Consider the following 25,406-nt stretch of genomic DNA (forward strand, 5'->3'; position numbering starts at 1 on the left):
GAGGGGGCCTCTTGCGTGTTGTGGAGCTGAGGGGAATCGAACCCCTGACCTCTTCGATGCGAACGAAGCGCGCTACCAACTGCGCCACAGCCCCGAACCACGATCGACTTTCGCTGACCGCTCGGAAACTGTAACAGGACACTCGCCGAGATGACGAATCGCCTGTTCAGAGGCGGAAAACGAACCTGCCGGAGCGTCACTGCCCGGAGGCGCGCCTCATGCGGTCGTCGCGGTAGGTGACCTCGTAGTCGTCGTGCGGGCGACGATCGCCACGCTCGACGAACTCCGCGTCGTAGTGGTCGAGATGATCGAACGCGGGGTCACCGTCGTCGACCTCGAGAACCACCGCACCGGGCCGCCGCAGCCTGGCCGGGACCAGTCGCAGTTCCCCGTCGGACTCGGACTCGACACCCAGACGCGAACGCCCCAGTCGGGCCATCCGACGGCCACGGATCTCCTGCTCGAGATGGACCTGGCGACGCAGGTGGGCGAGGTAGCCGACGAGGGCCACCACGGAGAAGGCAGAGACCCACCACATCACGGGCGTCAACGCCACGGCGAGCGCGGCCGTCAGGATCGCCGAGAACACCAACCCGAGCACCGCCCGCTGACGGAACCGGTATCGGGCGGCGCTCGCAATAGCGTCGGCCTCGGGATCGAATCCGCCCCGGCCGCGCCGATTCGGAACGAAGTCCCGAGCCGCGCCGCGCGAACGGTCGATCGCATCGTCCATCATGTTCTCGTCGGCGTGAGCGTCCATTCGATCCTCCGCATCCGTGCCGTATGAGTCGTCATAAGTGTCACCGCGCAGCCGTATTGCTGCGGGGCGCCAGTTCGGATCGCTCCGATGCCCTGCCGCAGGCCCACGAGCCGGCCGTTCCGCGTCGCCGCGATGCAGCACTCGAGTCGCGAGTGCCGCATCCGTCGTCTGCCGGATCCGGGGCCGCTTGCTGACAAGCATCGGAACAAGGACGAACAGCCAGACGGCGACCAGCGCGATCCAGATGATCGAGGAACTCGGCATACCGACGACCTCCTCCCATTCGTCTACCAGCACTGATGACGCCAATGACCTTGTTCAGGGTAGTGGCATCCACACCGTTGCCGCCGCAGGCGCGCCGACTCAGGTTTCGCAGCTGTCACATCCGTCACTCGATTATCACCTCTCGAGATGGAAATTGCAGCCTCGAGATTCAACTGAGCCGAAGACCACTTCCCGCGCGCGACGGCAGCACCTATGCACCCGCCCGATGCAAACTCGCGGCCGGCGGCGCCGACACGACGGCCGCGCACACCCCGAACCGCGGTCTCCCGACTGTTCACGCAAAAGCGAAAACAACGACAATTCGGCGTCGAAACAAAATCGTTAGCTTCCCTTTATCAAATTCGCGAAAATAAGTCGCCGAAACCTTACGGAACAATGACGGAGAACCAATACTGCAACCGGACGCCCGCGATTGCCGTAGCCGTCCGACTCTGCCCGAGGCCGGCACGCTCCGGTCGCGAACATCGAAGACGAGGAATTCCCATGCACGTGAATCACCGGTCTTTTCTTCGCCGCAGGCTCACGCGATCCGCCTCCGCCGTCATCGCCGGGGCGGCCGCGGTGATGCTCACCGTTTCCGTCGGTTCGGCGGGCGCCGAGGCCACCTTCCAGGAGAACACCTCCGCCCACGCCGTGAGCTTCGACGGGTGGGAGCTGCACATCGATCAGACCGGCCAATCCATCAACAGCGTCCCGCCGCTGTCCGGCAACCAGTTCACCCGCGACATCTTCGCCAGCGGTCGCGCGCTCGCAACGGTCAGCGGCAACGGCGGCTCCCCCTACACCGGCGGCATCCTCGAGGTGGGCTACCAGATCGGATACCAGGCGGACGTCTCCAACGGCGCCGTCATCACCGGTAACGCCGGTGTGACCCCGGGTGCCGTCTTCGTCCCGGAGGTCGGCGAGACCCTGATCCTGACTGCCGACCCCGCAGTGCCGGCCGCCGTGGAACTGTTCAACGGGCAGGCACTCGAACTGGGTGTCGAGACGCCGGTCGAAGGCAACCTGTCCACGCAGGTCGCCCCCGGCACCATCGCAACGGTCCCGGTGCAGAAGAAGGAATGCAAGTCGACCCAGTGCGCCATCACGCTGCGCGACGTCCACCTCGAGGTCAACCACGCCCTGGGCACGGTGTCGGTACGTTCCTACGCCATCTTCACCGCATCGACCGACCTCGCGGACGACGTGGTCGTCAGCTACGGTCCGCCCGTGATCGTGTGACCTTCGGCCGAGCGGCCTCGTCGGGCGTCGGGCCCCGGCGGGGCCGCTCGGCCGTCACACGACAGATGGCGCACCAGGATCCGGCTCCCCGCGTCCGCCGTGTACCCGTCGTCCCCGGAAAGACACCCCCATGGCGAAGTCTCGGACTGGTCCGCACAGTTCCCGCGGCCTGCTGACACTGTGCGGTGTCGCGATCGTCGCCGGCTGCGCCACCGGGTTCGTCGGTGGCGCCTTCCGCTGGTGTCTGCAGGTCGCCGACCGATGGCGGCTGGACCTTCTGGACTGGGCACATCGGGCGCCCGGCCCGGGCTGGCTGGTCCCCATCGCCGTCACGGCCGTCGGTGCCGCGGCGGCCGCCGGGATCGTACGGACCGTGCCGCTCGCCGCGGGCAGCGGAATCCAGCACGTCGAGGCCGTCGCACGGGGCGAGGCGACTCCGCCGTCCCTGTGGGTGGTACCGGCCCGGTTCATCGGTGGGCTCCTCGCGATCGGCTCGGGCCTCGTCCTCGGCCGGGAGGGCCCCACGGTGCACATGGGTGCCGCGATCGGCGCCGAAACCGGACGACGCGCACACCTCGCCGACGACGACGTGCGGCGGACCCAGTCCGCGGTCGCCGGCGCGGGACTCGCGGTCGCGTTCAACGCGCCGATCGGTGGCGCGCTGTTCGTGTTCGAGGAGGTGACGCAAGCTTTCCACGTGCGTGTCGTCGTCCCCACGCTGATCGCGGTCACCACCGCCGTCGTGTGCTCCCGATCTGTGCTCGGCGACCGACCGGACTTCGACGTGCGCCTCACCGAATCACCATCGGTCGCCGTGCTTCCGCTGTTCGTCGTGTTCGGTCTGCTCACCGGACTGCTCGGCGTGCTCTACAACCGACTCGTGATCGGCTTCCTGGACCTCGCCGAGGCCCTGCGCCGCGTTCCTCCGGTCGCACGGGCCGGCGCAATCGGTGCGGTCATCGGTCTGCTGCTGGCGATCGACCCGCTCGCTGCGGGCGGCGGCGACGCCCTGGCCCAGCGCATCGTCGGGGGCGGAAACCTCCTGCTGCCGGTGGCATTCGGACTTGTGCTGATGCGCGTCGTCGCAGGTCCGTTGTCGTACGCCGCGGGCACGCCCGGTGGCCTCTTCGCGCCACTCCTCGCCGTCGGCGCGCTGTGGGGCGTGCTCTTCGCCGGTGTCGCCGATGCCGTCCTGCCCACCGGCGGGACGTCCCTGACCGTGCCGATGGCCATCGTCGGCATGGCTGCGTTCTTCGGCGCCACGGTTCGTGCGCCGCTCACCGGTATCGTCCTCGTGATCGAGATGACGGCCACGGCAATGATCACCGTCCCGATGGCCGCTGCCACCGCGGCAGCCGTCCTGGTCGCGCAACTCGCCGGGTCGGCGCCGATCTACGACAGCCTCCGGGAACGGATGCTCGGCCGGCCGACGGTGGACGGGCCCTGAGACGGGGCGCCGCCCGGCCGACCCCTAGCCCCAGCTGGCTCGCCCGGCCCGCACCAGGCGGTCGGACACCGAACCTGGCACCTCCTCGACGGTCATCGCGACCAGCAGGTGATCGCGCCACTGCCCGTCGACGTCGAGGTACCGCCGCAGCAGTCCTTCCTCACGGAATCCGGCATGCCGCAGTACCGCCCGGCTCGCCAGATTCTCCGGGCGCACAGTCGCTTCCACCCGGTGCAGCCCCATCGGACCGAAGCAGTGGTCGAGTCCCAAGGCCAGCGCCGCCGTCGCGACGCCCTGCCCGCCCACATCCTTCGAAACCCAGTAGCCGATCCACGCCGACGACAAGGCGCCGCGCACGATGTTGCCGACGGTGATCTGCCCGCAGAAGTCGCCGTTCAGCTCGATGGTCATCGGCAGCATGCGCCCCTTGCGTGCCTCGGAGCGCAGACTCGAACACAATCCCGGCCACGCCGTGACGTGGTGCCGGTCCGCCCACGGGGCCTGACCCGTCGGCTCCCACGGCTCGAGATGCTCCTGGTTGGCGATGCGCATCCGGCTCCAGACGGCGGCGTCCCGCAACCGTATGGGCCGCACCGTCACCCGGCCACCGGCAACTCCCAGCGGCCCGAGCCGAGCCGGCCATCCCGGATGAACCGACATCGTTCGTTCAGCCCCGCTGCGCAAGGAACGCGACTTCCACCTCTTCACCGGCACGGATCTCGGTGACGTCGGGATCCACGAGTACCAGGCAGTTCGCCTCGGCCAACGTCGCGAGCAGGTGCGACGACGCACCGGGCGCACCACCGAGCGCCTGCACCAGGTACTCCCCCGTGGACTCGTCGCGCATCAACTGACCGCGCAGGAAACCCTTGCGACTGGCGATGGACGTGATCGGAGCGACCGTGCGGGCCGTGACGATCCGCCGCATCGGCTGACGGCGGCCCAGCGCGATCCGGATGAGCGGACGCACCATGACCTCGAACACGACGAGCGCGCTCACCGGATTGGACGGCAACAGGAACGTCGGGACCTCGTCCCGCCCCAGCTGGCCGAAACCTTGGACCGATCCCGGGTGCATGGCGACCCGCTCCACCTCGAGATCCCCGAGGTCGGCGAGCGCGTCCCGCACCTCGTCGGAGGCTCCGCCCCCGACCGCGCCCGCGATCACGACGATCTCGGACCGGATCAGCTGGCCCTCGACGACCTCACGCAGGCGACGCGGATCCATCGTCGCGATGCCGACCCGGTTGACGTCGGCACCGGCATCGCGCGCCGCAGCCGCCAGCGCGTACGAGTTGACGTCGTAGACCTGTCCCGGCCCCGGGGTGCGGTCGATGTCGACCAGTTCCCCACCCACCGAGATCACCGACAGGCGCGGGCGCGGATGCACCAGCACCTTGTCGCGGCCCACCGCGGCCAGCAGGCCCACCTGCGCGGCGCCGATGATGGTGCCCGCCCGCACGGCAACGTCGCCCGGCTGGACGTCGTCACCGGCCCGGCGGACGTAGTCGCCGGAGCGGACCGGCTTGTAGACCTTGACGCGGGCGTGGCCGCCGTCGGTGCGGTCCATCGGCAGGACCGCGTCGGCGAGGGTCGGCAGCGGCGCACCGGTGTCGACGCGGACGGCCTGACGCGGCTGCAAGCGGATCGGCTGACGCGAACCCGCCGTCACCTCCCCGACCACGGGAAGCGTGAGTTCGGTGGGTTCGCCGTCCTCGCCGCGGATATCGGTACCCGCGGCGAGGACGTCGACACTCCGAACTGCGTAGCCGTCGATGGCGGCCTGGTCGAAGCCGGGCAGTGGCCGTTCGGTCACCACTTCTTCGGCGCACAGCAATCCCTGTGCCTCGGAGATCGCCACCCGGACCGGCCGGGGCGCCACCGCGGCAGCAGTCACTCTCGACTGCTGCTCCTCAACCGAGCGCATGTGGTTTCTCGTCCTCCCGACCCTGTCGACCCGACCTCGTACCGCAGACTGCTACTCGCCGGACGGCTTCAGCCGCTCGACCAGCCATTCGCGCAGCGACGGACCGTACTCCTCGCTGTTCAACGCAAAGTCAACCGCAGCACGCAGGTAGCCGCCGGGATTTCCCAGATCGTGTCGAGATCCGCGATGGACGACGACGTGGACCGGGTGGCCCTCGGCGATCAGCAGTGCGATCGCGTCGGTGAGCTGCAACTCACCACCGGCACCGGGCGTGATCCGGCGCAGCGCGTCGAAGATCGCCCGATCGAGCAGGTAGCGGCCGGCCGCGGCGAACGTGGAGGGAGCGTCCTCCATCGCCGGCTTCTCGACCATGCCGATCACCTTGAGGACGTCCGGGTTGGTGGCGTCCGGGACGGTCTCGACATCGAACACGCCGTACGCGCTGACCTGGTCCTTCGGGACGTCGATCGCGCACAGCACCGAACCGCCGCGCTTCGCCCGGACCCGGGACATCGTCTCGAGGACGCCGCGCGGCATCACGAGATCGTCGGGCAGCAGGACGGCGATCGCATCCTCGTCGTCGTCGAGGACGGACTCGGCGCACCCGACCGCGTGACCGAGGCCCAGTGGCTCCGCCTGCACGACGGAATCGACCTCGAGCAGACCCGGAGCCTTCCGGACCTTCTCGAGCAGGTGGTACTTACCGCTGGCTTCGAGCTTGCTCTCGAGGACGAGGTCCTCGACGAAGTGAGCGACGACACCGTCCTTACCGGGAGAGGTCACGATGACCAGTCGGCTCGCTCCGGAGTCGGCCGCCTCGCCCGCCACCAATTCGATTCCCGGGGTGTCGACCACCGGGAGTAACTCCTTCGGAACGGTCTTCGTCGCAGGTAGGAACCGTGTTCCCATTCCTGCAGCGGGCACAACCGCCGTCCGAAAGCACCTGTTGTCATTGGTGACGGCATCTGTCATAACTCACCACCCTATCCACCGGCCCCCGCGGCCGGTCGCAGCGATCCTAAGGTGGCGATCATGAACTCGCTGTCCAAGACCGAATGGCGGAGCCGGATTCTCGGAGAACGTCGCTCAGTGAACGACCGAACCCGCGTCGCGGAGGACGCCGCCCTGGTCTCGTTCGTCACATCCGCCGTCGCGACGCTGACAGGAGATCGGCCCGGACCGACGGTGTGTGCGTACGTCCCGGTCGGCACCGAGCCCGGGACGATCGACATGCTCGAGGCCCTGCGTGAATCGGGGGCTCGGGTCCTGGTGCCGGTCACCGGCGCCCCCGGCCCCCTCGAATGGGCCGAGTTCACCGGCGCCGATCACCTCGTCGCGGCGAGCTACGGGCTGCGTGAACCGAACGGTCCGGTACTGCCGTCGACCGAGGTCGCGGCCGCTTCCGTGGTGTTCGTGCCGGCTTTGGCCGTCGACGAGCACGGCGTCCGGCTCGGCCGCGGGGCCGGGTTCTACGACCGCACGCTCGGGCTCGCGAATCCCGCGGCCGCGCTGGTCGCCGTCGTCCGCGACGACGAGTTGGTTACCGAACTTCCCGCCGATCCCCACGATGTCGCGATGGGGTGGGCGCTCACGCCGGGCCGCGGCCTGACCCGCCTGGCGGGCGGAGACCACCGCGACGGGGCGGCCGGGCAGGAATAGGGATCTGGTTCGCACTGTTGGCACTGTCGACTGTAGAGTGCCAACACCTGCGGTTTGACTACACAATGCGGAGGAACCCAGTGCCCACCTACTCGTACGCCTGCACCGAATGCGACAACCGGTTCGACATCGTGCAGTCGTTCACCGACGACACCCTGACCGTGTGCCCGGAGTGCTCCGGCAAGCTCCGCAAGCTGTTCAACTCGGTCGGCATCGTCTTCAAGGGCAGTGGCTTCTACCGCACCGACAGCCGCGGCGGATCGAGCACCGCGAGCGAGCCGGCCAAGAAGTCCGAGTCGACCACTGCGTCCTCGTCGTCTGCGTCGTCTGCGTCATCCGCACCGGCCTCGACCAGCGCACCGGCCGCCGCCAGCTGATCTTGTCCACAGCCCGCCGTTCATCCACAGGCGGGTTCGAATCGGCGTCGTGACGCGATCGGGTCTCCGCACCCCGGCCTAGTGTTCCCGCCATGCCGACCATCCCGTTTCGCCGTGGCGGGCCCGACCGCAACGGTCCGCTGGCCCCGACCCTCGGTGACCGCCTCGGCCGGATGACGCGTCCGGGCTGGGCGCGAACCGACACCGCCCGACGCACCGCGGCCGCGGTCCTCGTGATCGCCGCCGGGATTCTTCTGATCCGGGGCAATCCCGACGCTGCCGGTGAGCCGGTCGTCGTCGCAGCCCGAGACCTCAGTCCCGGCCTGGTCCTGTCCGAGGCGGACCTGCGCACGGTCGACCGGTCCGGAGACGCCACCCCAGACGGTGCCGTCCGTGTACCGGACGGGGCAGTGGGGCACACGGTCGCGTCGCCGGTCCGTGCGGGCGAGATCCTCACCGATGTCCGACTCCTGGGCCCGCGCCTCGCGGCGGCCGCCGTCGGTTCCGCCGACGCGCGGATCGTGCCCGTGCGCCTGTCCGACGCGGGCCTCGCCGCGCTCATCCGCGAAGGTGACCGGGTGGACGTCCTGACCGTCGACCAGTCGCGGCCCACCGCCGACGCACGACCACCCGCCGCCGAGATCCTGGCGTCCGGTGCCACCGTCGTCCTGGTCTCCCCCGAGAAGGAATCGGGCACCGAACGACGCGATCGTGTGGTGATGCTGGCCCTTCCCGCCCCCGATGCGGGCGCCGTTGCCGCGGCATCGCTGACGAACGCGATCACGGTGACCCTCCACTAGCGGGCAGCGCACGACGCGCGGATTCGCCCCTCCCTCAACTAGTCTCGATTCGACCTCGAGACCACCCGATCGGAGGGGGCATCACATGCTGAAGGGGTTCAAGGATTTCCTGCTCCGCGGAAACGTCCTGGATCTTGCCGTCGCGGTGGTGATCGGCGCGGCGTTCACGGCGATCGTGACCGCGTTCACCACCAACATCATCAACCCGCTCGTGGCGGCGGTCGGCGGCTCGGAGGAGTACGGCTGGGGCCGGACGATCATCGAGGGCAACGAAGCGACGTTCGTCAATGTCGGCGCCGTGGTGACCGCGATCATCAACTTCGTCATCATCGCCGCCGTCGTGTACTTCGTGCTGATCGTGCCTGCGAACGCCGTGAAGGCCCGCTTCGCGACGGAGGAAGAGGACACCAAGGCCAGCGAGGCCGATCTCCTCATCCAGATCCGCGACATCCTCGCCGAGGGACGAATCGGCGAGGCCGCCGACCCGCGTTCTCCGTCGGATCCGGACGGCAAGCACGCCCGCCTCCCGGAGTAGTCCGTTCCGGCCGGTTCCACGGGGAACACGGGGTCCGTCACGACCCGAGCCCGCCCCGGTCGTACCGGGGCGGGCTCGAGCGCTGTCAGCGAACCCCGGCGACTATCACGGATCTCCGAGAATCGGGGAGGTTCGGGGAGTTCAGAGCACCCAGGGCTTTCCGAACGTGGTGACGACGTCGCCGGCGGCGCTCTTGACCGTCACGTACGGCCGGATCGTGACCCGACCGACGACACCCGTGGCGCTGCCGTGCACGTTCGCGAACTGGATCTCGGTGGCGGCACCGTCGAACTTGCCCTTGGCAACCTCGACGGTCTTCACTCCCCCGCCCGGGGCGAGTTCGAGGTCCAGGCTCGGACCGAAGGCGACCGAGACGCCGGTGCCGCTCGCCTCGAGCTTGGGGACGAAGTTCATCTTCAGCTTGCCGCCCAGGGAGACCGGGTAGGCGACCTGGTAGCCGACGATGATCTCACTGCCCTTGTACTTGTCGGCGCCGGGTCCCTCGATCTTCGCCGCTGCCCGACCGTTGTGGAACCACTCGCGGGTGAGCGGCGAACCGTCCAGTGGGACGACACCGTTGATGAAGGTGTCCTGCTGCGACACGGTGATCGTCGCGCCCTTGCCGTCGACGATCGAGTTGCTGTCGTCGACGGCGGCAGCGGCCACGCCCGCGCTACCGACGACCAGTCCGACCGCTACCGCACCGGCAACCACGACATTCCGCACCGCGCTGAAGCGGCCCTTACGAATCTCCGTCATTTTCCCTCATCCATGTAAATCCGAACACCCTCGGGGACCGCCCGAGTTGCGCCGAGGACCCTCGACATTCGGTAATTCCGGGCGAATCCCGCGCCGAGATTAGACGGACCGGTCGCCCAGTAGTCAAACGGCGGTCCCGCCCGAATTGCGTTCGACATACGAACAATTGAACCGCTCAGTCCGTAATGCGCTGTTCGGGTGCCGTGGGCCGGTCGTTCGAGCCGAGATCGCTACGGCGCCGCGACGCCCCCAACTGGGAAGGGACCGATATCACTCCCCGGATTCGTTGTGAGCGAATCGGCCGGCCCGCCACTGTGGGAAGGCCCGGGACTCGGCGCGCACACGACAATGCGCCGGGTATGGGTGATGAAACACACATACCCGGCGCATTCCGGCTTATTCGAGAAACAACCTATTGATTGAACCGATGGCGGCCGTCAGCCGTGGTGCGGAGGGACCTGCCGCCGCAGCCATTCATCCTGGCCGCCACCTGTTGTCGAGGCACCGTCGGAGGATCGTTCGTCCGCGGTCTGCTCGGGTAGGACGGTGCCGAAGATGGCATCGAGTCGGGCCCGATCGACGCGCGACCGCTCCGGAGTCCCGGAAGGCGCTGCAGATACCGAATCGGGGTCTGTCTCGTCCGACATGACTGGAGTGTGCGCCTTCCTACTCGTCGATACTCGACAGCTGGCCGATGACGTGGCTCGCCAACGGCGTCAGCGTCGCCATACCGTCGCGGACCGCGGCCCGGGAGGACGCCAGGTTGACGACGACCGTGCTGCCCGAGATCCCGACGAGGCCCCGCGAGATGACCGCGTCCACGGCTCCCGCAGCGAGCCCGGACGAGCGCAGGGCCTCACTGATTCCCGGCAGCTCCCGATCCAGGACCTCGGCGGTGGCGTCCGGCGTCACGTCACGCGGTGACACACCGGTGCCGCCGACCGAGATCACCAGGTCGACGCCTCCGATGACCGCGGTGTTCAGGGCGTTGCGGATCTCCACCTCGTCGGCGGTCACCGCGATCGTCGCATCCACCAGGAATCCGGCTTCGGTGAGCAGTTCGGTGACGAGCGGCCCCGTCGAATCGATATCGCCGTGCGCGGTCCGATCGTCGACGATCACGACCAGCGCTCGTCCTGCCAACGGTGCTTCGAGTTCCATGGTCCCTACCGTAATGGCCCCGTCGGGGTCAGTCGGGATCCGGCGGAGAATCCGTGTCAGCACCGGCCGGTTTCCCGTCACCATCAGCGGCCGCCCGTGGTCGGCGCGGTGCCGAGTTCGACGTCGACGGTCTTCGAGTTGCCTGCGCCGTCCCGATACGTCACGGTCACCTTGTCGCCGGGCGCGTGGGAGCGGATCGCCGCGATCAGGGAGTCCCCGCTCGTGATGACCCGGTCGTCGACCTTGGTGACGACGGCCCCCTTGGGGATACCGGCCTTCTCGGCCGGTCCGCCCGCGGTGACCTCGACGACGGTCGCGCCACCGGTCGACTCCTTGGCCGCGACCTGCACACCGATGATCGCCTGAGTGGCCTTGCCGGTCTTGACGAGTTCGTCCGCGATGCGTCGCGCCTGGTCGACGGGGATCGCGAAGCCGAGGCCGATCGATCCGCCCTGCCCACCGGCGGTGGCGATCGCCGTGTTGATGCCGACGAGTTGCCCGTCCATGTTCACGAGCGCGCCGCCCGAGTTGCCGGGGTTGATCGCGGCGTCGGTCTGGATCGCGTCGATGACGGTGTTCTGGTTGCCCGCCTCACCGCTGGTCGAGACCGGGCGGTCGAGCGCCGAGACGATGCCGGAGGTGACGGTGCCCGCCAGTCCGAGCGGCGAACCGATCGCCACGACCTGCTCACCCACCTTGACGTCTTCGGAGGTGCCCAACTCGATGGGTGTCAGGTCGGACTTGCCCTCCGCCCTGATCACCGCGATGTCGGACTGCGGGTCGGTACCGATCAGTGTGGCCGGCGCGGTCGTTCCGTCGGCGAAGGCGACGACGAACTTGCCGTCCGGGCCGCCGCCGGCGATCACGTGGTTGTTGGTCATGATCAGACCGTCGGACGAGAGGACCACACCGGAACCCTCGCCCTCCCCGCGGGTGCCGGCGACCTGGATCTGGACGACGCTCGGCAGCACCTTGGCCGCGACCGCCTCGACGGACCCCTCCTGCGCAGTGGACGCCGGGCTGGTCTCGGGCTTCGGGGCGTCGAGCGCATTCGACACCGGAGCGCCCCCACCGTTCGACGACGTCGCCATCGACCCGACCACACCACCGATACCGCCACTGACGAGCGCGAGCACGAGCGCGCCGGCGACCAGCGCGGAACGGCCCACCCGGCGGGGCTCGGTGACGACGGGGGCACCCGTCGTGGGCAACGTGCCTGTCGTAGGCAGTGCGCCCGGTGTGCCGAGGCCCGGAATCTGCTCGGTGGGCTGGTAGCCGGCCTGGTAGCCGTGCTGGGAGTAGCCCGCTCCGGGCGCACCGGCGCCACCGGGGTAGCCCTGATGCTGCTGATGCTGCTGACTCTGGGGGTAGTAGGCACCGCCCGAACGCCACTGGTCCTGCGGTCCGGGCTGGTTCCCCGCCTGGTAGGGCGAACCCTGCTGGGGATCGCCGTGCCGGGGAGTTCCCTGGTTGGGGTCGCCGTGGAGGTTACGGTCGTCGGTCATCGCACCGCCTTCTTTCCTGACTCGATTCACCGATGTCCCGGATCCGCTCCGGTCGCTGGAATCAGCTTGCCCGGCACGGCTGAGAAGCCCCTGAGACGCTGCTTTCAGTTTCCCGTGTTCCCGCCGAAGTGGCCAGCCTCACATCCGGGCCTCCAGGTCAGCGGCTGTCCGCCTCGGGTTCGCCGGGCAGGACGATGCGGATACGGGCACCGCCGCGATCGGAGGTCTCGACCGCGATCGTGCCGCCGTGCTTGACGACCACCTGCCGGACGATGGCCAGGCCGAGACCCGATCCCGGCATCGACCGGGACGCCGTCGACCGGTAGAACCGCTCGAAGACCAGTTCACGGTCCTCGAACGGGATGCCGGGGCCGGCGTCGTCGACGACGAGCTCGAGCAACCGATCGCCGATCTGCCGCATCGTTACCTGGACGCGCTCCCCCGTCGGACTCCACTTGGCGGCATTGTCGAGGACGTTGAGGACGGCCCGAGAGAGCCCGGCCTGGTCGCCGTAGATGAACCACGGCGTGGTCACCGCCTCGAAGTCGATCTCGTTCCGCCGCCGCCGGGCCTTCTCCAGCGAGCGCTCCACGACCTCGCTGAGATCGACCAGTTCGAACACCGTCTCAGGAGCGTCCTCGCGTGCGAGGTCCACCAGGTCCCCGACGAGCGTGGACAACTCCTCGATCTGTGCCACCACGTCGGCCCGCAGGTCCGCCATGTCCTGATCCGGAATGCTCGGTGCACCCGGGCGACTGGAGGCGATGAGCAGTTCCATGTTGGTGCGCAGCGAGGTGAGCGGAGTGCGCAACTCGTGTCCGGCGTCGGCCACGAGCCGGCTCTGCCGGAGCCGCGATTCCGCGAGGGCACGCAGCATCGTGTTGAAACTTGTTGTCAGGCGAGCCAGTTCGTCGTTGCCGGTGACCGGGATGGGGGTGAGGTCGTCGGTCCTGGCGACACGCTCGGTGGCCGCGGTCAGTCGCGCGATGGGTCTCAGGCCCGTGCGACCGACGGTTGTTCCGGCCGCGGCGGCGAGGACGACACCGCATCCGCCGACCACGAAGAGCACCCATGCGAGCCGGTCCAGCACGTCCTCGGTCGGCTCGAGGCGCTGCGCGATCACCAGGGTGCTGCCGTCACGGGTGCGTTCGGCGAGCACCCGATTACCCTCGACGGTCCGCAGCGAGAAGTCGAGCTGGCCGCGGGCCACCGCCATCTCGGCCGGCCCGATCGGTACCACCGAGCCTGGCGGGATGTACTTGTTCAGGTCCGGAAAGATCAGCGCCACACTGATATCGCTGGTGTAGAGCGTCGCGCCCGCGATGTACCGGGGGTCGAACGTGATGAGGTCGTTGTCGACGATCGCGGACGCCCGCGACCGCAACTGGTTGTCGACGTCGGCGTACAGGGCCCGCGACACCACCGCGTATGCAGCCAGCGCCATGACGGCGACCGCGATCGCCACGACGGACGCCGCGAGCAGCGTCACACGCCACCGCAGGGACACCGACCGGGTGAGGGGCATCGGTGGCCGCATCTCGTGCTGCGGCGGGGACATCGGACCGAACTGCGGGCCGGTCGGGTCGGGGTGGGTACCCGATCGCCCGAAGGGGGTGCCCATCACGGAGGAGTCTCCCGCAGCACGTACCCGACGCCGCGGACCGTGTGGATCAGTCGCGACTCGCCCTCGGCTTCGGTCTTGCGACGCAGGTAGCCGACGTACACCTCGAGCGCGTTGCCCGACGTCGGGAAGTCGTATCCCCACACCTCTTCCAGGATGCGACTGCGGGAGAGCACCCGACGGGGGTTCGCCATGAGCATCTCGAGGAGCGCGAACTCGGTTCGGGTGAGGCTGATCGACCGGCCCGCCCGAGTCACCTCGCGGGTGACCGGATCGAGCGTCAGGTCCTCGAACGTCATCGCCTCGGAGTCGTCACCGGTGGCCGGCGCGGCGCGGCGCAGCAGGGCACGCAGCCGTGCGAGCAGTTCCTCGAGCGCGAACGGCTTGGGCAGGTAGTCGTCGGCGCCCGCGTCGAGACCGGCCACCCGCTCCGACACCGAATCACGCGCCGTGAGAACGAGAATCGGAAGATCGTCACCGGCGCTCCGCAGGCGTCGGCACACTTCCAGCCCGTCGAGTCGCGGCATCATGACGTCGAGCACCAGCGCATCGGGACGCGACGCGGCCACCTTCTCGAGCGCATCGACGCCGTCGACGGCGAGCTCGACCGTGTACCCGTTGAAACTCAGCGAACGCCGCAGCGACTCCCGGACCGCCCGGTCGTCGTCGACCACCAAAATGCGCATGCGGACATTTTGGCCCCACCGACTGAGATCCCGCTGAGAGGATCCCGTTCACCGCGTCCGGCGTGTCGCATCATTCCCGGGGTTGCCGCGGCCCCGGCAGGCTCCAGTGCCGCCACAACGCGGCCAACCGGACGCTCGTCGCGACGACGGTGCCCAGGACCAGCGCGGTGTTGACGGTCAGTCCCGCCTCCGATCCGACGACGACCAGCGTGGCGCCCAGCAGTGCGGGAATCGCGTAGAAGTCGCGGTGCAGCAGCAGGGGCACCTCGTTGACGAGCACGTCGCGCAGGATGCCGCCACCGATTGCCGCGGTCGCGCCGATCAGGACGGCGGCGAGGGCACCGGCGTCCGCCCTGAGCGCGATGATCGCACCCGTGCTCGCGAACAGTCCCATCCCCAGCGCGTCGAGCACGAGGATCTCGCGGCGCAGCCGTCCGATCGCCGAATGCACGAAGAACACGATCGCCGACGTCGTCGCCGCGGTCGCGAACAGCGGCCAACTCGTCAGCGACGTCGGCGGGTGGATGCCGAGCAACACGTCGCGCACGATGCCGCCGCCGATGCCGGTGAACACGCCGACGACGCAGACCCCGAAGATGTCGAACCGCTTGGTCACCCCGACCAGCGCCCCCGATGCGGCGAACACCGCGATGCCCGCGAGTTCGAGGATCTTCAGCAGCACGCGGACAGCGTCGCACGAACACATGCCGGACCACCGTCGTTCGGCTGCCGGGGGACGTCGGTCCGGTACGATTGCGCAATCGAGACGCTGCGGATGGACGTCCGCACAGCGACCTGCAAAGGTTCGGGCCGTCGAGCCGGTAAGGAAGAGCAATGGCAGTCAAGAGGGCACCGTCGAAGAAGGGGCGCGGCGCGGACGCGGGCCGCAAGCCCAAGAAGAACCCGCTGTTCGCGGCCAAGATCGAGTACGTCGACTACAAGGACGTCAACCTGCTGCGCACGTTCATCTCCGACCGCGGCAAGATCCGCAGCCGCCGCGTCACGGGCCTCACGCCGCAGCAGCAGCGTCAGGTGGCCGTCGCGGTGAAGAACGCCCGCGAGATGGCCCTGCTGCCCTTCACCAGCCGGTAGCACACCCGCATCGCCGAGGGGCCGCGCAGTCGAGCGACTGCGCGGCCCCTCGGCGTTTTCGGCGCGGACGCACCACCGGTTCGGGGCCGCGCTAGATTCTCGGGGTGTCGTTCTCGCTCCGTACCGCTGTTCTCCTCACCGCCACCGCCCTGACCGTGGGTGGTGTCGCGGCCTGCTCGTCCGACTCGTCGAGCACCGCGGGGGGCGGCACCGACAGCGGCGGTGTCGGGTGCATCACCGACTTCGACGCGAACACCGACTACTTCCCCGACAAGCAGGCGGTCGAGTACGCCGCGAACTTCGACATCGAGTACCACAACTCGTACCAGGTGCTGACGGTTCGCCAGCCCGGACAGCCCGACGAGGCGTACGTGCTCACCCGGTGCGGTGCCCCTGCGCCGGAGCTGACCGGCGACCTGGCCGGCGCGCAGCAGGTCACGACACCGGTGACCGACCTGTTCACCGAATCGACCACCCACCTGCCCAGCCTCGAGGCGCTCGGCCGGCTCGACGCCCTCACCGGGTTCGCGAGCGCCGACTACGTCTACAGCGAGACGGCCCGCGCACACATCACCGGCGACGGCGTCACCCAGTTCGCGACGGCCGGTCAGGTGGACGCCGAGTCCGTCGTGGCGCAGGGCCCGCAGGCCTTCGTCACCGGCGGGTTCGAGGATCCGGCGTTTCCGGTGATCGAGCGGGCGGGCATCCCGGTCCTCGACAACTACGACTGGCTCGAGACCGATCCACGTGGCCGCGCCGAATGGATCAAGTTCTTCGCGGCCCTGACGGGCACCGAGAAGCAGGCCACCGAGACGTTCGACGGGATCGTCGCCGACTACGACCGGTACACGACGATGGCGGCGAACAAGACGCCGGTCGCCATCGTTCCGGGCCTGCCCTACCAGGGCGGGTGGTCGGTGCCGCTCGCCAGTTACTCCAACGAGTTGTATGCGACGGCCCGCATCACCCACCCGTGGATGAGCGAGCCGGGCACCGGCAGCCTGCAGACCGACCTCGAAACGGTGTTCGCTCGCGCCGGGGACGCACCGGTCTCGATCAGCAATTCCGCCGACACCACCAAGGCCGCGGCGATCGCCGCGGAACCGCGCCTCGCCGAGTTCGCGGCCTTCCGTGACGGGCAGGTGTGGACGTCGTCGAACCGGGTCACCGACGCCGGCGCCATCGACATCTACGAGCAGGGCGTCCTGCGCCCGGACCTGGTGCTGGCGGACCTGATCGCGATCGCCCATCCGGATCTGATGCCCGGACACGAGTTCACCTTCTACCGCCGCCTGCAGTGAACCGCACCGCAGCCGCACTGACCGCACTCGCCGCGTTCGTCGTCGTCGCGGTCGTGCTCGCGGTGTCGGTGGGGTCGGTGACGATCCCGTTCGACGCCACCGCGCGATACCTGCTGACCGGGGATGCGGGCAATGCGCGCTGGACGACGCTCGTCGCCGACATCCGGCTCCCCCGCGTCGTCACCGCGGCCTGCGCGGGCGCCGCGCTCGCCGTCGCCGGTCTGCTGATGCAGACGCTGTTCGCGAACCCGCTCGCCGACCCGTACATCCTCGGGGTGTCGTCCGGCGCGAGTCTGGGTGTCGCGCTGGTCGTGCTCGGTTCGGGGACCGGCGCCGGCGTGTTCGCCGCGGTGGCCGGAACGGGACGGCTGGGGATCGCGGCGGCCGCGGCGATCGGGGCCCTGGTGGTGCTGCTCGTGGTGCTGGCGATCTCGCGCTGGATCAGGTCGGTGGTGACCCTGCTGATCGTCGGCGTCATGGTCGGTTCGGTCACCAGTGCCGTCGTCTCCCTGCTCGTCGCGTTCTCCCAGCCCGCGCAGATGCAGCAGTTCATCCTGTGGAGCCTGGGGTCGTACTCCGGCGCATCGTGGTCCGATCTGCGTGTGCTGATTCCCGCTGTCGTCGTCGGAATCATGCTGGCCGCCACCCTGGTTCGCCCGCTCAACGCGATGCTGCTCGGCGAGGACTACGCCCACTCGATGGGCGTGCACATGCTGCGCACCCGCACGGTCGCGATCACCTCGGCGGCGCTGCTGGCCGGCGCGGTCACCGCATTCTGCGGGCCCATCGCCTTCCTCGGGATCGCGGTCCCGCACCTCGCGCGCCTGGTCCTCGGGACATCGGATCACCGGGTGCTGCTGCCCGGCGCCGTCCTCATGGGGGCCGCGGTGTCACTGCTGTGCTCGGTGGTGGCGCAGTTGCCGGGCCGGGACGGGGTGCTGCCGCTCAACGTCGTGACCGCGCTGGTCGGGGCGCCGGTCGTCATCCTCGTTCTGATGCGGTCGCGGCAGACCAAGGCGGGAATGGCATGACCCTCGTACTCGACGGCGTGACGGTCGGCTATCCGGGTCGGCCACCGCGGGAGGTGCTCACCGACCTGCATCTGACCGCGCACTCCGGCCAGGTGACCGCGCTGCTCGGACCCAACGGCGCCGGCAAGTCCACCCTGTTGCGCTCGGTGGCCGGTCTGCAGCGGATCATCCGCGGATCGGTCCGTCTCGACGACACCGACATCACGACGTTGACCCCGGCCGAGCGGGCCCGGCGGGTCGCAGTGGTCCTCACCGACCGCGTCGACGGCGGCCTGCTCACCGGCGGTGAGGTCGCCGCGCTGGGACGACTTCCCCACCAGGGCTTCGCATCCCGCCTGAGCGCGGCGGAACGGCGGCTGATCGCCGAGAGCCTCGATCGCATGGGCGCCACCGACCTCGCCGACGTCCGACTCCACGAGATGTCGGACGGTCAGCGGCAGCGGGTGCTGATCGCACGCGCGCTCGTGCAGCAACCGGCCCTGCTGGTGCTGGACGAGCCCAGTGCCTTCCTCGACGTCGCGGCCCGCGTCGAGTTGCTCGTGCTCCTGGAGGAGATCGCCACCGACGCCGGCATCACGGTGCTGTTGTCGACGCACGACGTGGAACTGGTGCTGCGGACCGCGCAGCACGTGTGGCTCGCGGCGGGGGACGGCACCGTGGTGGACGGCACCCCCTCGACGCTGATCGACTCCGGCGCGATCCGTCGAGCCTTCGACTCCCGGCGGGTCCACTTCGATCCCGCCGACGGGATCTTCCGACTGGGCGGAAGCTGAGCGCCCGAACACGTCTCTGACACCGGCATTTTCGTTGCCCCGACTAAACAAACCGACCGGTCTTGTATTTGCTGTCCGGGTTGTCTACTCTGAGTGAAGTCGTTCAGCTCTTCAGTCACATGAACGAGGGGGCGACGCCTGTACCCATGGGGGGATCACAGGGGATGGCGTCGAAGGTATCCAGAAGGCATCCGCCGAACACCGACGTCGCATCGACTCATGGCATCCCGGGCCGGCCTTTCGGCCGCTTCCCACCGGGGCGTCGAACCGTGTCCACTACACGCACAGAGGTGAGTAAGTATGTCCAAGAACGCATTCCGAATCGGATCCGCCGCAGCGATCCTCAGCGCCGTCGCGCTCGTCGCACCCGCGATCGCTGGCGCCTCGTCGACCGGATCGCTCGGCTCGACCGGCTCCACCGGCTCGACGGGCTCTGCCGGCTCCAGCGAGACCACGGAGGCGCCCGAGGCGTTCGCCTGCGCCGAACTGTCGACCAAGACCACCCCCAACGGCTGGGGCAACCCGTTCGACGACGAGGTCCGGCAGATCGCGTACCACACCGACAAGAAGGTGCTCGACGAAGACGGCTCGCTGAAGCTCGAGGTCTTCGGCACCGCCGACCGGTCGGCCAGCTACCACGAAGCCGGCGGCATCAAGCTGTCCGACGCCATCAAGCAGGAGATCGGCTTCTCCGAGCGCGGCGCGAACCCGCAGGCCTCGTTCCAGCTGCGCCTGACCGGGACCACCGACAACGAGAAGTACAAGGACAACGGCTTCACGACCCTGGTCTGGGTTCCGGACGCCGACGCCGCCGACACCACCGAGGGCTACACCCACGCCAACCTGCAGGACGGCAAGTGGTGGAGCACGTCGAACATCGCGGGCGCCACCGGCCGCGCGCTCGTGCCGCTCGCCGACATCGCCGCGGCCAACCCGGACGCGGTCGTCGACCACTACGGAGTGAGCATCGGCCGCGGATCCGAGGAGACCTCGACGCTGGTCGACGCCGTGAAGTTCAACGGCTGCACCACGAACTTCGCGCTGAAGGATCCGGCGCCGAGCGAGACCGACTCGCCGGAGAGCGGTTCGCTCGGTTCGGCGGGCTCGTCGAGCACCGGTTCGCTCGGCTCGCTGGATCTCGGGTCGCTGAGCACCGATTCGCTCGGTTCCTGATCCGTCTTCACGTCACGGCGCCCCCACCTCCTCGACTTCCCGAGGAGGTGGGGGCGCGGTCGTCGTGACGGACGCGGAGGCATCACCGGTGATCGGCGGCGGTAAGCTTCCCGAACTGGGTTGATCATGCAGGTCGGCGCCACAAGGGAATCGAAGGATGTAGGCGTGTCGGGCGTGGTGGCAGGGTTCACGGTCATCTTCGTCGTCATCGCGATCGGATACTTCCTCGGGCGCAGCGGCACGCTCGGCGACCACGGACAGTTCGTCCTCAGCCGCCTGGTGTTCTTCGTCGCGACCCCGGCGCTGCTGTTCGACACCCTCGCGAACTCCGACCTATCGGTCGTCTTCTCCCCCACCCTGGCCGTCGCGGCGGCCACGGCGTTCGCGGTCGCCGGCATCTACCTGGCCGTCGCGAAACTGTGGCTGCGAAGACCGCTGCCGGAACTGACGATCGGCGCGCTCGCGTCGTCGTACGTGAACTCGGCGAATCTCGGCATCCCCATCGCGGTGTTCGTCCTGGGCGACGCATCGTTCGTCGCGCCGTTGCTGCTGTTCCAGATCATGATCTTCTCGCCGATCGCTCTGACCGTCCTCGACGTCAGCACGATGCGTGAGGGCAGCTCCCGGCTCGAGACGATCACCGCACCGTTCAAGAACCCGATCGTGCTCGCCGGGGCCGCCGGACTCGCTGTCGCAGTGTCGAACTGGACGCCGCCCGAGGCGCTGATGCAGCCGTTCCGGCTCATCGGCGGCGCCTCCGTCCCCGGCGCCCTGCTGGCGTTCGGACTGTCCCTGTACGGGGTGCGCGTCCTCGAGAAAGGTGCGAGCCCGCGGCGTGACGTGGCGCTGGCGTCGGTGCTGAAGATCTGCGTGCAACCGGTCCTCGCGTACCTGATGGCCCGCTTCCTACTCGGCCTCGACGGGCACGAACTGTTCGCGATCGTCGTTGTCTCCACCCTGCCGACCGCGCAGAACGTCTTCGTCTACGCGAGCCGCTACCAGCGCGGCATGGTCCTCGCGCGAGACGCGGCCTTCGTCACGACGCTGGCGTCGATCCCGGCGATCGCGCTGGTCGCGGCACTGCTGACCTGATCGGGATCGATGGGACTCACAGGATCCCGAGTTCCGTGGCGCGCACCGCCAGCCGCACCCTCGACCGCGTGCCGGTCTTGGAGAAGATGTTCTCGAGGTGGGTTGCCACCGTCCTCCGGCCGACCAGCAGTTCCGTCGCGATCTCGGCATTGCTCAATCCCTGTGCGACAAGTGTCAGGATCTGATGTTCCCGGCGGCTGAGCCGGAACTTCTCGCGGTCGCCGTGATCGGCGACGATCCGGCGGCACTGCACCGCGAGGGCCTCGATCCCCGCGCGCGCGGCCGAATCGATCTCGGGGCGGGCGAAACTCACGTGCAGGACACTGGTGACCTCGCCGCGCTCGAGGCCGAGCGCCACCGACGACCCTTCCCGGAATCCGGACGGACGCAGCACGTCCTCCACGGTGGTCGTCCGCTGGAAGTCCGGAACGTCCTCCCAGCAGACCGGACGACCGGAGGCGATCCGGATGTGGTCGAAGACCTGGGCGTCGTCGACGAACTCCCGAGCCAGGTACTGCGCGACGGGCAGCGTGTACCCGCCGTTGGCGAGCACCCGGTGCGAGCGGTCGCCGCGACTGCGGTACGTGATGGCGGCTGCGGCATAGCCGAGTTCGGTCGACCAGCGCGAGAGCAGGCCGTACGCGACGGTGACCGGGGATCGGGACGCCAGCAGGTCCTGATCCACGGTCACCGTCGCGCGCTGCTCGCTCATGGACCCGAATGTACCTGCGAGCTACGCCACCGGACGCCGCTCGGCCCAGGGCCGCGCCTGTTCGAGGCTCGCCGCGGCACGCAGAACGAGCGCGTCCTGACGATGACGCGCCGCGATCTGCAGACCGACGGGGCGCCCGTCCGGGGTGAAGCCGGCGGGCACCGTGATCGCCGGATTGTTGAGCATGTTGTACGGGTAGGTCAGCAGCCAGCCCAGCAACTGCTCACGCAGCGACCTGCCCTCCAGCCAGTCCGGCGTGAACTGGGTGAGTGGGAACGTGGCGGATGCGAGCGTCGGCGAGATCAGGACGTCGTAGTCGTTCATGAACTCCGTCCAGGTGTCCCACATCCCTCCCCGGAAGGTGTCGGCACGGCCGTAGTCGACACCGGTCAGTCGTCGACCCTCGTGAATGAGCTCGATCAGGTTGTCGTCGACCTGGCCGTGGAGCGAGTCCCAGTCGAGCATGTCGTGCTCGCCGGCGAAGCCCGGCACCCAGATGCCATGCCACATCGCTTCCGACGGATCGCCCCAGCACGGCGTCGCCTCGACGACCTTGGCGCCCGCCTCCTCGAAGCACGCCAGCGCCTCCACACACACCGCGGCGACGTCGGCGTCGACCGGCCCCAGACCGAGGTTCGGCGACCATGCGACCCGCAGACCGTCGATACCGCCGCGCGCCGCCTCCACATACGACGACTCGACCCGCTCGATGCTCAGCGGATCCGAATGATCAGGACCGGCAAGAACATCCAGCATCAGGGCGTTGTCGGCGACGGTCCGGGTGATCGGCCCGTGGTAGGCCCAGTTGTTGAAGCGGCCCGGCATGATCGTCTGCGGGATCACCCCGGTCGTGGGCTTGAGTCCGACGACGCCGCACAGCGACGCCGGGATCCGCACCGAGCCGGCGCCGTCGCTGCCCTCCGCGAGCGGGCCCAGACCGGCGGCGACGGCGGCCGCCGCACCGCCACTCGATCCACCCGCGGAGTAGCCGGGCTTCCACGGATTGTGGGTCGGACCGAACAGGTGGTTGTCGGTGCCTCCGTAGTAGCCGCTCTCCGGCGTGTTCGTCTTGCCGAGATACAGTCCGCCGGCCTGGCGCAGCCGTGTCACGATCACGGCGTCACGCTCGGCGATGTTGTCGCGCATGGGCTTCAGCCCGAACGTCGTCGGGGTTCCCTGGACGTCGGTGAGGTCCTTGATCGTGAACGGGACGCCGTGGAGTGGGCCCAGCGCGTCGCCGCTGTCCTGTGCACGCGCCAGTTCGGCAGCGTCACGTCGCACCTGCTCGGCGTCGAACTGCACGATCGCATTGACGGCAGGGTTGACCTCCTCGACGCGACGGATCATCTCCTCCGCGATCTCGTTCGGCGACAACTTCTTCGAGGCGACCTGCGCGGCCATCTCGGTGGCCGGCATCCAACCCAGGTCCGATGTGCTCATGGGAACCACCCTTCACGGTGACGTGTTTCGGAGACGACCGCAACGCTATGACCGCCGTCACACCGGCACCATCGGTCGGATGACCGATGGCGCGCCGGTTCACCGCTGCGGTCGGCGCATCCGCATGTAGTCGCTGACGACCGCCGCCCCGAGGCCGTCGAGGGCGGGCGCCACCACCCGGCCGCCGACACGCTGCGCCATCCGGTCGACGACGCGGGCCAGCCCCGGATCGTCGCCGAGCCGGAAGATCGTGACCTGCGCGCCCAGGCGGGCGAGGGTGTCGAGTTCACGCACCGTCAGGCCGAGCGTGCGCACGCTCGGCGGGTAGTCGAAGAACGCCTCACCGTCGGGTTCGAGGTGCGCGGTGGGCTCGCCGTCGGTGACGATGAGCACGACGGGCTGCGCATCGGGGTGCCGACGCAGGTGCCGGGCCGCGAGCAGCAGCGCGTGGTGCAGATTGGTGCCCTGATCCCAGGCACCGTCCAGACCGGCCAGCTCCGCCGCGGTCAGCACCTGCGCGTGCCGACCGAAACCTATGAGCTGCAACGCATCCCCACGAAATCTCGTGGTCACCAGATGCTCGAGCGCGAGCGCGGTGCGTTTCATCGGCACCCAGCGCCCGTCCATCACCATCGAGAACGACGTGTCCACCAGCAGCGCCACCGCCGCCTGCGCCCGCTGCTCGGTCTCGGCGATCTCGACATCGGCGACCGACATCCGCACCGGCATCCGTCCGGGGTCGCGCAGGATCGCGTTCGTCAGGGTTCGGGTGACGTCCCACGGCTCGGTGTCGCCGAACTCCCACGCCCGCGATGCCCCGGTCGGCTCGCCCATCGCGCCCGCGCGGCGGGTCTCCCGCTGACCGCCGCGGTGCGCGAGGCTTCCGGCGATGTCCCGCAACGCGGTCTGGCCGAGCTGCCGCATCGCCTTCGGTGAGAGCCGCCACTGGCCGTCCGGGGCGCGGTCGAAGAAGCCCTGCTGTTGCAGTGCCCGTTCCAGCTCGGCGAGCGTCTTCGCATCCGCGACCGCCTCGTCGCCGAGCTGCCGGGCCAGCGCCTCGGTGTCGATGTCGTCGAGCTGGGCGCCCGGATACTGTTGCGACAGTTGCTCGGACAGCCGCTCGAGCTCCGCGATATCCGCGAGCGCGGACGTGCCCTCCCCCAACCCCATGCCGTCGTCGCCGCGGAATCGTGCACTGCCGGCCCAGTCCTCGCCGGGACGCGCGGCCTGCAGGTGCGCGTCGAGACGGTCCAGCTGGTTCATCAGCGACGGGTCACCGAACGCCTGCTGCGCAAGCGCATCCAGCTCGGCACGCTGGTCCGGGGTGAGCGAGTTCCGCAGACGCTGAGCCGCGGCGGCCCGGCGCGCCAGCGAGTCCAGCAGTTCCTCGGTGTCCCGCGGGTTCTCCGGGAAGTAGTCGCCGTGCCGGTCCATGAAGTCCCGGAACTGCTCGGTGGTGTCCTCCCCGCGAGCATGACTCTCCAGCAACGCGTTCAGGTCCCCGAGCATGTCCCGGATTCGCCGGCGGTCCTCGTCGGTAGCCCCCTCCAGTGCCTGTTTCATCCCGGCGAACCGCTGGTCGAGCAGTTCACGGCCGAGCAGTTCGCGGATCCTCTCGTAGTCCTCGCGGGCCCGGCTGCTGCGCCAGTCGTAGTCGGCCAGGTCCGACACCGCCTGCGCCGTCGACGGCGGCAGTTCCTCGATCCGCATCTCCGCGAACCGGGCGTCGTCGTCGAGCGCGCGGGCCAGCGCCTTGCGTTCCTCGAGCACCGCACGATCGAGCAGCTCACGGATCTCGTCCAGCGTTCCCGCGAGGTCGTGGTTCTCCAACAGTTCATGTCGACGCCGATTCGCCTGCGCGGCAAGCTTGTCGAGCCCACGTCGGGCACCGCCACCGCGGCGCAGGAACTCCCGCAACGCCTGCCGCGGCGACACACCCTCGAGCACGTCGTCGCCGATCGCGGCCAGCGCGTCGCGCAGGTCCACCGGCGGCGCCAGTGGATCACCACCCTCGTACCGGCCGTAGCGCGCACCGCGGGACGGACTCAC

General features: G+C 69.1%; 25 protein-coding genes and 1 tRNA gene. 12 read left to right on the plus strand and 14 right to left on the minus strand.

What is annotated here, in order from left to right; genetic code table 11:
* Positions 1–21 precede the first annotated feature (21 nt).
* Together IJ15_RS0122830 and sepX are read right to left on the minus strand one after the other, a co-directional pair.
* Positions 22–94, minus strand: a tRNA-Ala gene (locus tag IJ15_RS0122830).
* Positions 95–196: 102 nt separating this feature from the next.
* Positions 197–1,024 carry a divisome protein SepX/GlpR gene (sepX, locus tag IJ15_RS0122835; protein WP_031940645.1) on the minus strand — a complete coding sequence of 276 codons (828 nt, stop codon included), beginning with the start codon at positions 1,022–1,024 and terminating at the stop codon, positions 197–199.
* 504 nt (positions 1,025–1,528) lie between these two features.
* On the opposite strand from sepX, the gene IJ15_RS0122840 reads away from it, so the two are divergent.
* The gene (locus IJ15_RS0122840) at positions 1,529–2,266 is read left to right on the plus strand and encodes an MspA family porin (RefSeq protein WP_031940646.1); all 738 of its coding nucleotides are present in this window, start codon (positions 1,529–1,531) and stop codon (positions 2,264–2,266) included.
* A gap of 130 nt (positions 2,267–2,396) precedes the next feature.
* Entirely contained in the window at positions 2,397–3,713 is a 1,317-nt protein-coding gene (locus IJ15_RS0122845) for a chloride channel protein (protein ID WP_031940647.1), read from the plus strand.
* 24 nt (positions 3,714–3,737) lie between these two features.
* Here IJ15_RS0122845 and IJ15_RS0122850 read toward each other — a convergent pair whose 3' ends face one another.
* From IJ15_RS0122850 to IJ15_RS0122860, 3 genes are read right to left on the minus strand one after another with little or no spacing between them, the layout of a single operon-like run.
* Positions 3,738–4,373 (minus strand): GNAT family N-acetyltransferase, encoded by a 636-nt coding sequence (locus IJ15_RS0122850; protein WP_031940648.1) that lies wholly within the window; start codon positions 4,371–4,373, stop codon positions 3,738–3,740.
* A 7-nt stretch (positions 4,374–4,380) separates the two neighbouring features.
* Positions 4,381–5,640, minus strand: a complete 1,260-nt coding sequence (gene glp / locus IJ15_RS0122855; protein WP_031940649.1) for a molybdotransferase-like divisome protein Glp — start codon at positions 5,638–5,640, stop codon at positions 4,381–4,383.
* A 51-nt stretch (positions 5,641–5,691) separates the two neighbouring features.
* Positions 5,692–6,612, minus strand: a complete 921-nt coding sequence (locus tag IJ15_RS0122860) for a UTP--glucose-1-phosphate uridylyltransferase (protein ID WP_031940650.1) — start codon at positions 6,610–6,612, stop codon at positions 5,692–5,694.
* 60 nt (positions 6,613–6,672) lie between these two features.
* On the opposite strand from IJ15_RS0122860, the gene IJ15_RS0122865 reads away from it, so the two are divergent.
* The 4 genes from IJ15_RS0122865 to mscL all read left to right on the plus strand — a co-directional run bounded on the left by IJ15_RS0122865 (position 6,673) and on the right by mscL (position 9,011).
* On the plus strand, positions 6,673–7,299 hold the full coding sequence (locus IJ15_RS0122865) for a 5-formyltetrahydrofolate cyclo-ligase (RefSeq protein WP_031940651.1): 627 nt from the start codon (positions 6,673–6,675) through the stop codon (positions 7,297–7,299).
* 80 nt (positions 7,300–7,379) lie between these two features.
* The gene (locus IJ15_RS0122870; RefSeq protein WP_031940652.1) at positions 7,380–7,676 is read left to right on the plus strand and encodes an FmdB family zinc ribbon protein; all 297 of its coding nucleotides are present in this window, start codon (positions 7,380–7,382) and stop codon (positions 7,674–7,676) included.
* Between the two features lie 92 nt (positions 7,677–7,768).
* Complete coding sequence (locus IJ15_RS0122875) at positions 7,769–8,476, plus strand: SAF domain-containing protein (RefSeq protein ID WP_031940653.1); 708 nt, start codon at positions 7,769–7,771, stop codon at positions 8,474–8,476.
* 85 nt (positions 8,477–8,561) lie between these two features.
* A complete protein-coding gene (gene mscL, locus IJ15_RS0122880) occupies positions 8,562–9,011 on the plus strand; it encodes a large-conductance mechanosensitive channel protein MscL (RefSeq protein ID WP_031940654.1) in 450 nt (149 codons plus the stop codon).
* A gap of 141 nt (positions 9,012–9,152) precedes the next feature.
* Here the strand turns inward: mscL and IJ15_RS0122885 are convergent, their stop codons facing one another.
* The 6 genes from IJ15_RS0122885 to IJ15_RS0122910 all read right to left on the minus strand — a co-directional run bounded on the left by IJ15_RS0122885 (position 9,153) and on the right by IJ15_RS0122910 (position 15,425).
* On the minus strand, positions 9,153–9,770 hold the full coding sequence (locus IJ15_RS0122885) for an MspA family porin (RefSeq protein WP_031940655.1): 618 nt from the start codon (positions 9,768–9,770) through the stop codon (positions 9,153–9,155).
* Positions 9,771–10,436: 666 nt separating this feature from the next.
* Positions 10,437–10,931, minus strand: coding sequence for a MogA/MoaB family molybdenum cofactor biosynthesis protein (locus tag IJ15_RS0122890; protein WP_231569637.1), 495 nt, complete (start codon positions 10,929–10,931; stop codon positions 10,437–10,439).
* An 83-nt stretch (positions 10,932–11,014) separates the two neighbouring features.
* Positions 11,015–12,436 carry a S1C family serine protease gene (locus IJ15_RS0122895; RefSeq protein ID WP_081880882.1) on the minus strand — a complete coding sequence of 474 codons (1,422 nt, stop codon included), beginning with the start codon at positions 12,434–12,436 and terminating at the stop codon, positions 11,015–11,017.
* Positions 12,437–12,593: 157 nt separating this feature from the next.
* Positions 12,594–14,057 carry a HAMP domain-containing sensor histidine kinase gene (locus tag IJ15_RS0122900; protein WP_031940658.1) on the minus strand — a complete coding sequence of 488 codons (1,464 nt, stop codon included), beginning with the start codon at positions 14,055–14,057 and terminating at the stop codon, positions 12,594–12,596.
* The gene (locus IJ15_RS0122905; RefSeq protein ID WP_031940659.1) at positions 14,057–14,743 is read right to left on the minus strand and encodes a response regulator transcription factor; all 687 of its coding nucleotides are present in this window, start codon (positions 14,741–14,743) and stop codon (positions 14,057–14,059) included. The genes IJ15_RS0122900 and IJ15_RS0122905 overlap by 1 nt, the downstream gene beginning before the upstream one ends.
* Before the next feature lie 70 nt (positions 14,744–14,813).
* Positions 14,814–15,425, minus strand: a complete 612-nt coding sequence (locus IJ15_RS0122910; protein ID WP_031940660.1) for a trimeric intracellular cation channel family protein — start codon at positions 15,423–15,425, stop codon at positions 14,814–14,816.
* Positions 15,426–15,577: 152 nt separating this feature from the next.
* Here IJ15_RS0122910 and rpsR point away from each other — a divergent pair, with 152 nt between their 5' ends.
* From rpsR to IJ15_RS0122940, 6 genes are all read left to right on the plus strand, one after another.
* A complete protein-coding gene (gene rpsR / locus IJ15_RS0122915) occupies positions 15,578–15,835 on the plus strand; it encodes a 30S ribosomal protein S18 (protein ID WP_031940661.1) in 258 nt (85 codons plus the stop codon).
* Positions 15,836–15,939: 104 nt separating this feature from the next.
* The gene (locus IJ15_RS0122920) at positions 15,940–17,136 is read left to right on the plus strand and encodes an ABC transporter substrate-binding protein (protein ID WP_031940662.1); all 1,197 of its coding nucleotides are present in this window, start codon (positions 15,940–15,942) and stop codon (positions 17,134–17,136) included.
* Entirely contained in the window at positions 17,133–18,167 is a 1,035-nt protein-coding gene (locus tag IJ15_RS0122925; RefSeq protein ID WP_031940663.1) for a FecCD family ABC transporter permease, read from the plus strand. The genes IJ15_RS0122920 and IJ15_RS0122925 overlap by 4 nt, the downstream gene beginning before the upstream one ends.
* On the plus strand, positions 18,164–18,940 hold the full coding sequence (locus IJ15_RS0122930; RefSeq protein WP_031940664.1) for an ABC transporter ATP-binding protein: 777 nt from the start codon (positions 18,164–18,166) through the stop codon (positions 18,938–18,940). The genes IJ15_RS0122925 and IJ15_RS0122930 overlap by 4 nt, the downstream gene beginning before the upstream one ends.
* Positions 18,941–19,240: 300 nt before the next feature.
* Entirely contained in the window at positions 19,241–20,113 is an 873-nt protein-coding gene (locus tag IJ15_RS0122935) for a hypothetical protein (RefSeq protein WP_031940665.1), read from the plus strand.
* A 165-nt stretch (positions 20,114–20,278) separates the two neighbouring features.
* Entirely contained in the window at positions 20,279–21,205 is a 927-nt protein-coding gene (locus IJ15_RS0122940; RefSeq protein WP_031940666.1) for an AEC family transporter, read from the plus strand.
* 16 nt (positions 21,206–21,221) lie between these two features.
* On the opposite strand, the gene IJ15_RS0122945 is transcribed toward IJ15_RS0122940, so the two are convergent.
* The 3 genes from IJ15_RS0122945 to IJ15_RS0122955 form a co-directional block, all read right to left on the minus strand.
* Positions 21,222–21,917, minus strand: coding sequence for a helix-turn-helix transcriptional regulator (locus tag IJ15_RS0122945; protein WP_031940667.1), 696 nt, complete (start codon positions 21,915–21,917; stop codon positions 21,222–21,224).
* Between the two features lie 21 nt (positions 21,918–21,938).
* The gene (locus IJ15_RS0122950) at positions 21,939–23,357 is read right to left on the minus strand and encodes an amidase (RefSeq protein WP_031940668.1); all 1,419 of its coding nucleotides are present in this window, start codon (positions 23,355–23,357) and stop codon (positions 21,939–21,941) included.
* Between the two features lie 99 nt (positions 23,358–23,456).
* Positions 23,457–25,406, minus strand: a complete 1,950-nt coding sequence (locus IJ15_RS0122955; protein WP_031940669.1) for a vWA domain-containing protein — start codon at positions 25,404–25,406, stop codon at positions 23,457–23,459.

It is taken from the genome of Prescottella defluvii (genome assembly GCF_000738775.1).
Classification (GTDB): domain Bacteria; phylum Actinomycetota; class Actinomycetes; order Mycobacteriales; family Mycobacteriaceae; genus Prescottella; species Prescottella defluvii.

What these genes read in the sequence shown, in the direction of transcription:
- IJ15_RS0122850 (WP_031940648.1), bottom strand. Translation starts at nt 4,373, where the DNA reads ATGTCGGTTCATCCGGGATGGCCGGCTCGGCTCGGGCCGCTGGGAGTT.
- rpsR (WP_031940661.1), top strand. Translation starts at nt 15,578, where the DNA reads ATGGCAGTCAAGAGGGCACCGTCGAAGAAGGGGCGCGGCGCGGACGCG.
- mscL (WP_031940654.1), top strand. Translation starts at nt 8,562, where the DNA reads ATGCTGAAGGGGTTCAAGGATTTCCTGCTCCGCGGAAACGTCCTGGAT.
- IJ15_RS0122895 (WP_081880882.1), bottom strand. Translation starts at nt 12,436, where the DNA reads ATGACCGACGACCGTAACCTCCACGGCGACCCCAACCAGGGAACTCCC.
- IJ15_RS0122905 (WP_031940659.1), bottom strand. Translation starts at nt 14,743, where the DNA reads ATGCGCATTTTGGTGGTCGACGACGACCGGGCGGTCCGGGAGTCGCTG.
- IJ15_RS0122840 (WP_031940646.1), top strand. Translation starts at nt 1,529, where the DNA reads ATGCACGTGAATCACCGGTCTTTTCTTCGCCGCAGGCTCACGCGATCC.
- IJ15_RS0122900 (WP_031940658.1), bottom strand. Translation starts at nt 14,057, where the DNA reads ATGGGCACCCCCTTCGGGCGATCGGGTACCCACCCCGACCCGACCGGC.
- glp (WP_031940649.1), bottom strand. Translation starts at nt 5,640, where the DNA reads ATGCGCTCGGTTGAGGAGCAGCAGTCGAGAGTGACTGCTGCCGCGGTG.
- IJ15_RS0122865 (WP_031940651.1), top strand. Translation starts at nt 6,673, where the DNA reads ATGAACTCGCTGTCCAAGACCGAATGGCGGAGCCGGATTCTCGGAGAA.
- IJ15_RS0122945 (WP_031940667.1), bottom strand. Translation starts at nt 21,917, where the DNA reads ATGAGCGAGCAGCGCGCGACGGTGACCGTGGATCAGGACCTGCTGGCG.
- IJ15_RS0122890 (WP_231569637.1), bottom strand. Translation starts at nt 10,931, where the DNA reads ATGGAACTCGAAGCACCGTTGGCAGGACGAGCGCTGGTCGTGATCGTC.
- sepX (WP_031940645.1), bottom strand. Translation starts at nt 1,024, where the DNA reads ATGCCGAGTTCCTCGATCATCTGGATCGCGCTGGTCGCCGTCTGGCTG.
- IJ15_RS0122930 (WP_031940664.1), top strand. Translation starts at nt 18,164, where the DNA reads ATGACCCTCGTACTCGACGGCGTGACGGTCGGCTATCCGGGTCGGCCA.
- IJ15_RS0122935 (WP_031940665.1), top strand. Translation starts at nt 19,241, where the DNA reads ATGTCCAAGAACGCATTCCGAATCGGATCCGCCGCAGCGATCCTCAGC.
- IJ15_RS0122885 (WP_031940655.1), bottom strand. Translation starts at nt 9,770, where the DNA reads ATGACGGAGATTCGTAAGGGCCGCTTCAGCGCGGTGCGGAATGTCGTG.
- IJ15_RS0122845 (WP_031940647.1), top strand. Translation starts at nt 2,397, where the DNA reads ATGGCGAAGTCTCGGACTGGTCCGCACAGTTCCCGCGGCCTGCTGACA.
- IJ15_RS0122950 (WP_031940668.1), bottom strand. Translation starts at nt 23,357, where the DNA reads ATGAGCACATCGGACCTGGGTTGGATGCCGGCCACCGAGATGGCCGCG.
- IJ15_RS0122875 (WP_031940653.1), top strand. Translation starts at nt 7,769, where the DNA reads ATGCCGACCATCCCGTTTCGCCGTGGCGGGCCCGACCGCAACGGTCCG.
- IJ15_RS0122860 (WP_031940650.1), bottom strand. Translation starts at nt 6,612, where the DNA reads ATGACAGATGCCGTCACCAATGACAACAGGTGCTTTCGGACGGCGGTT.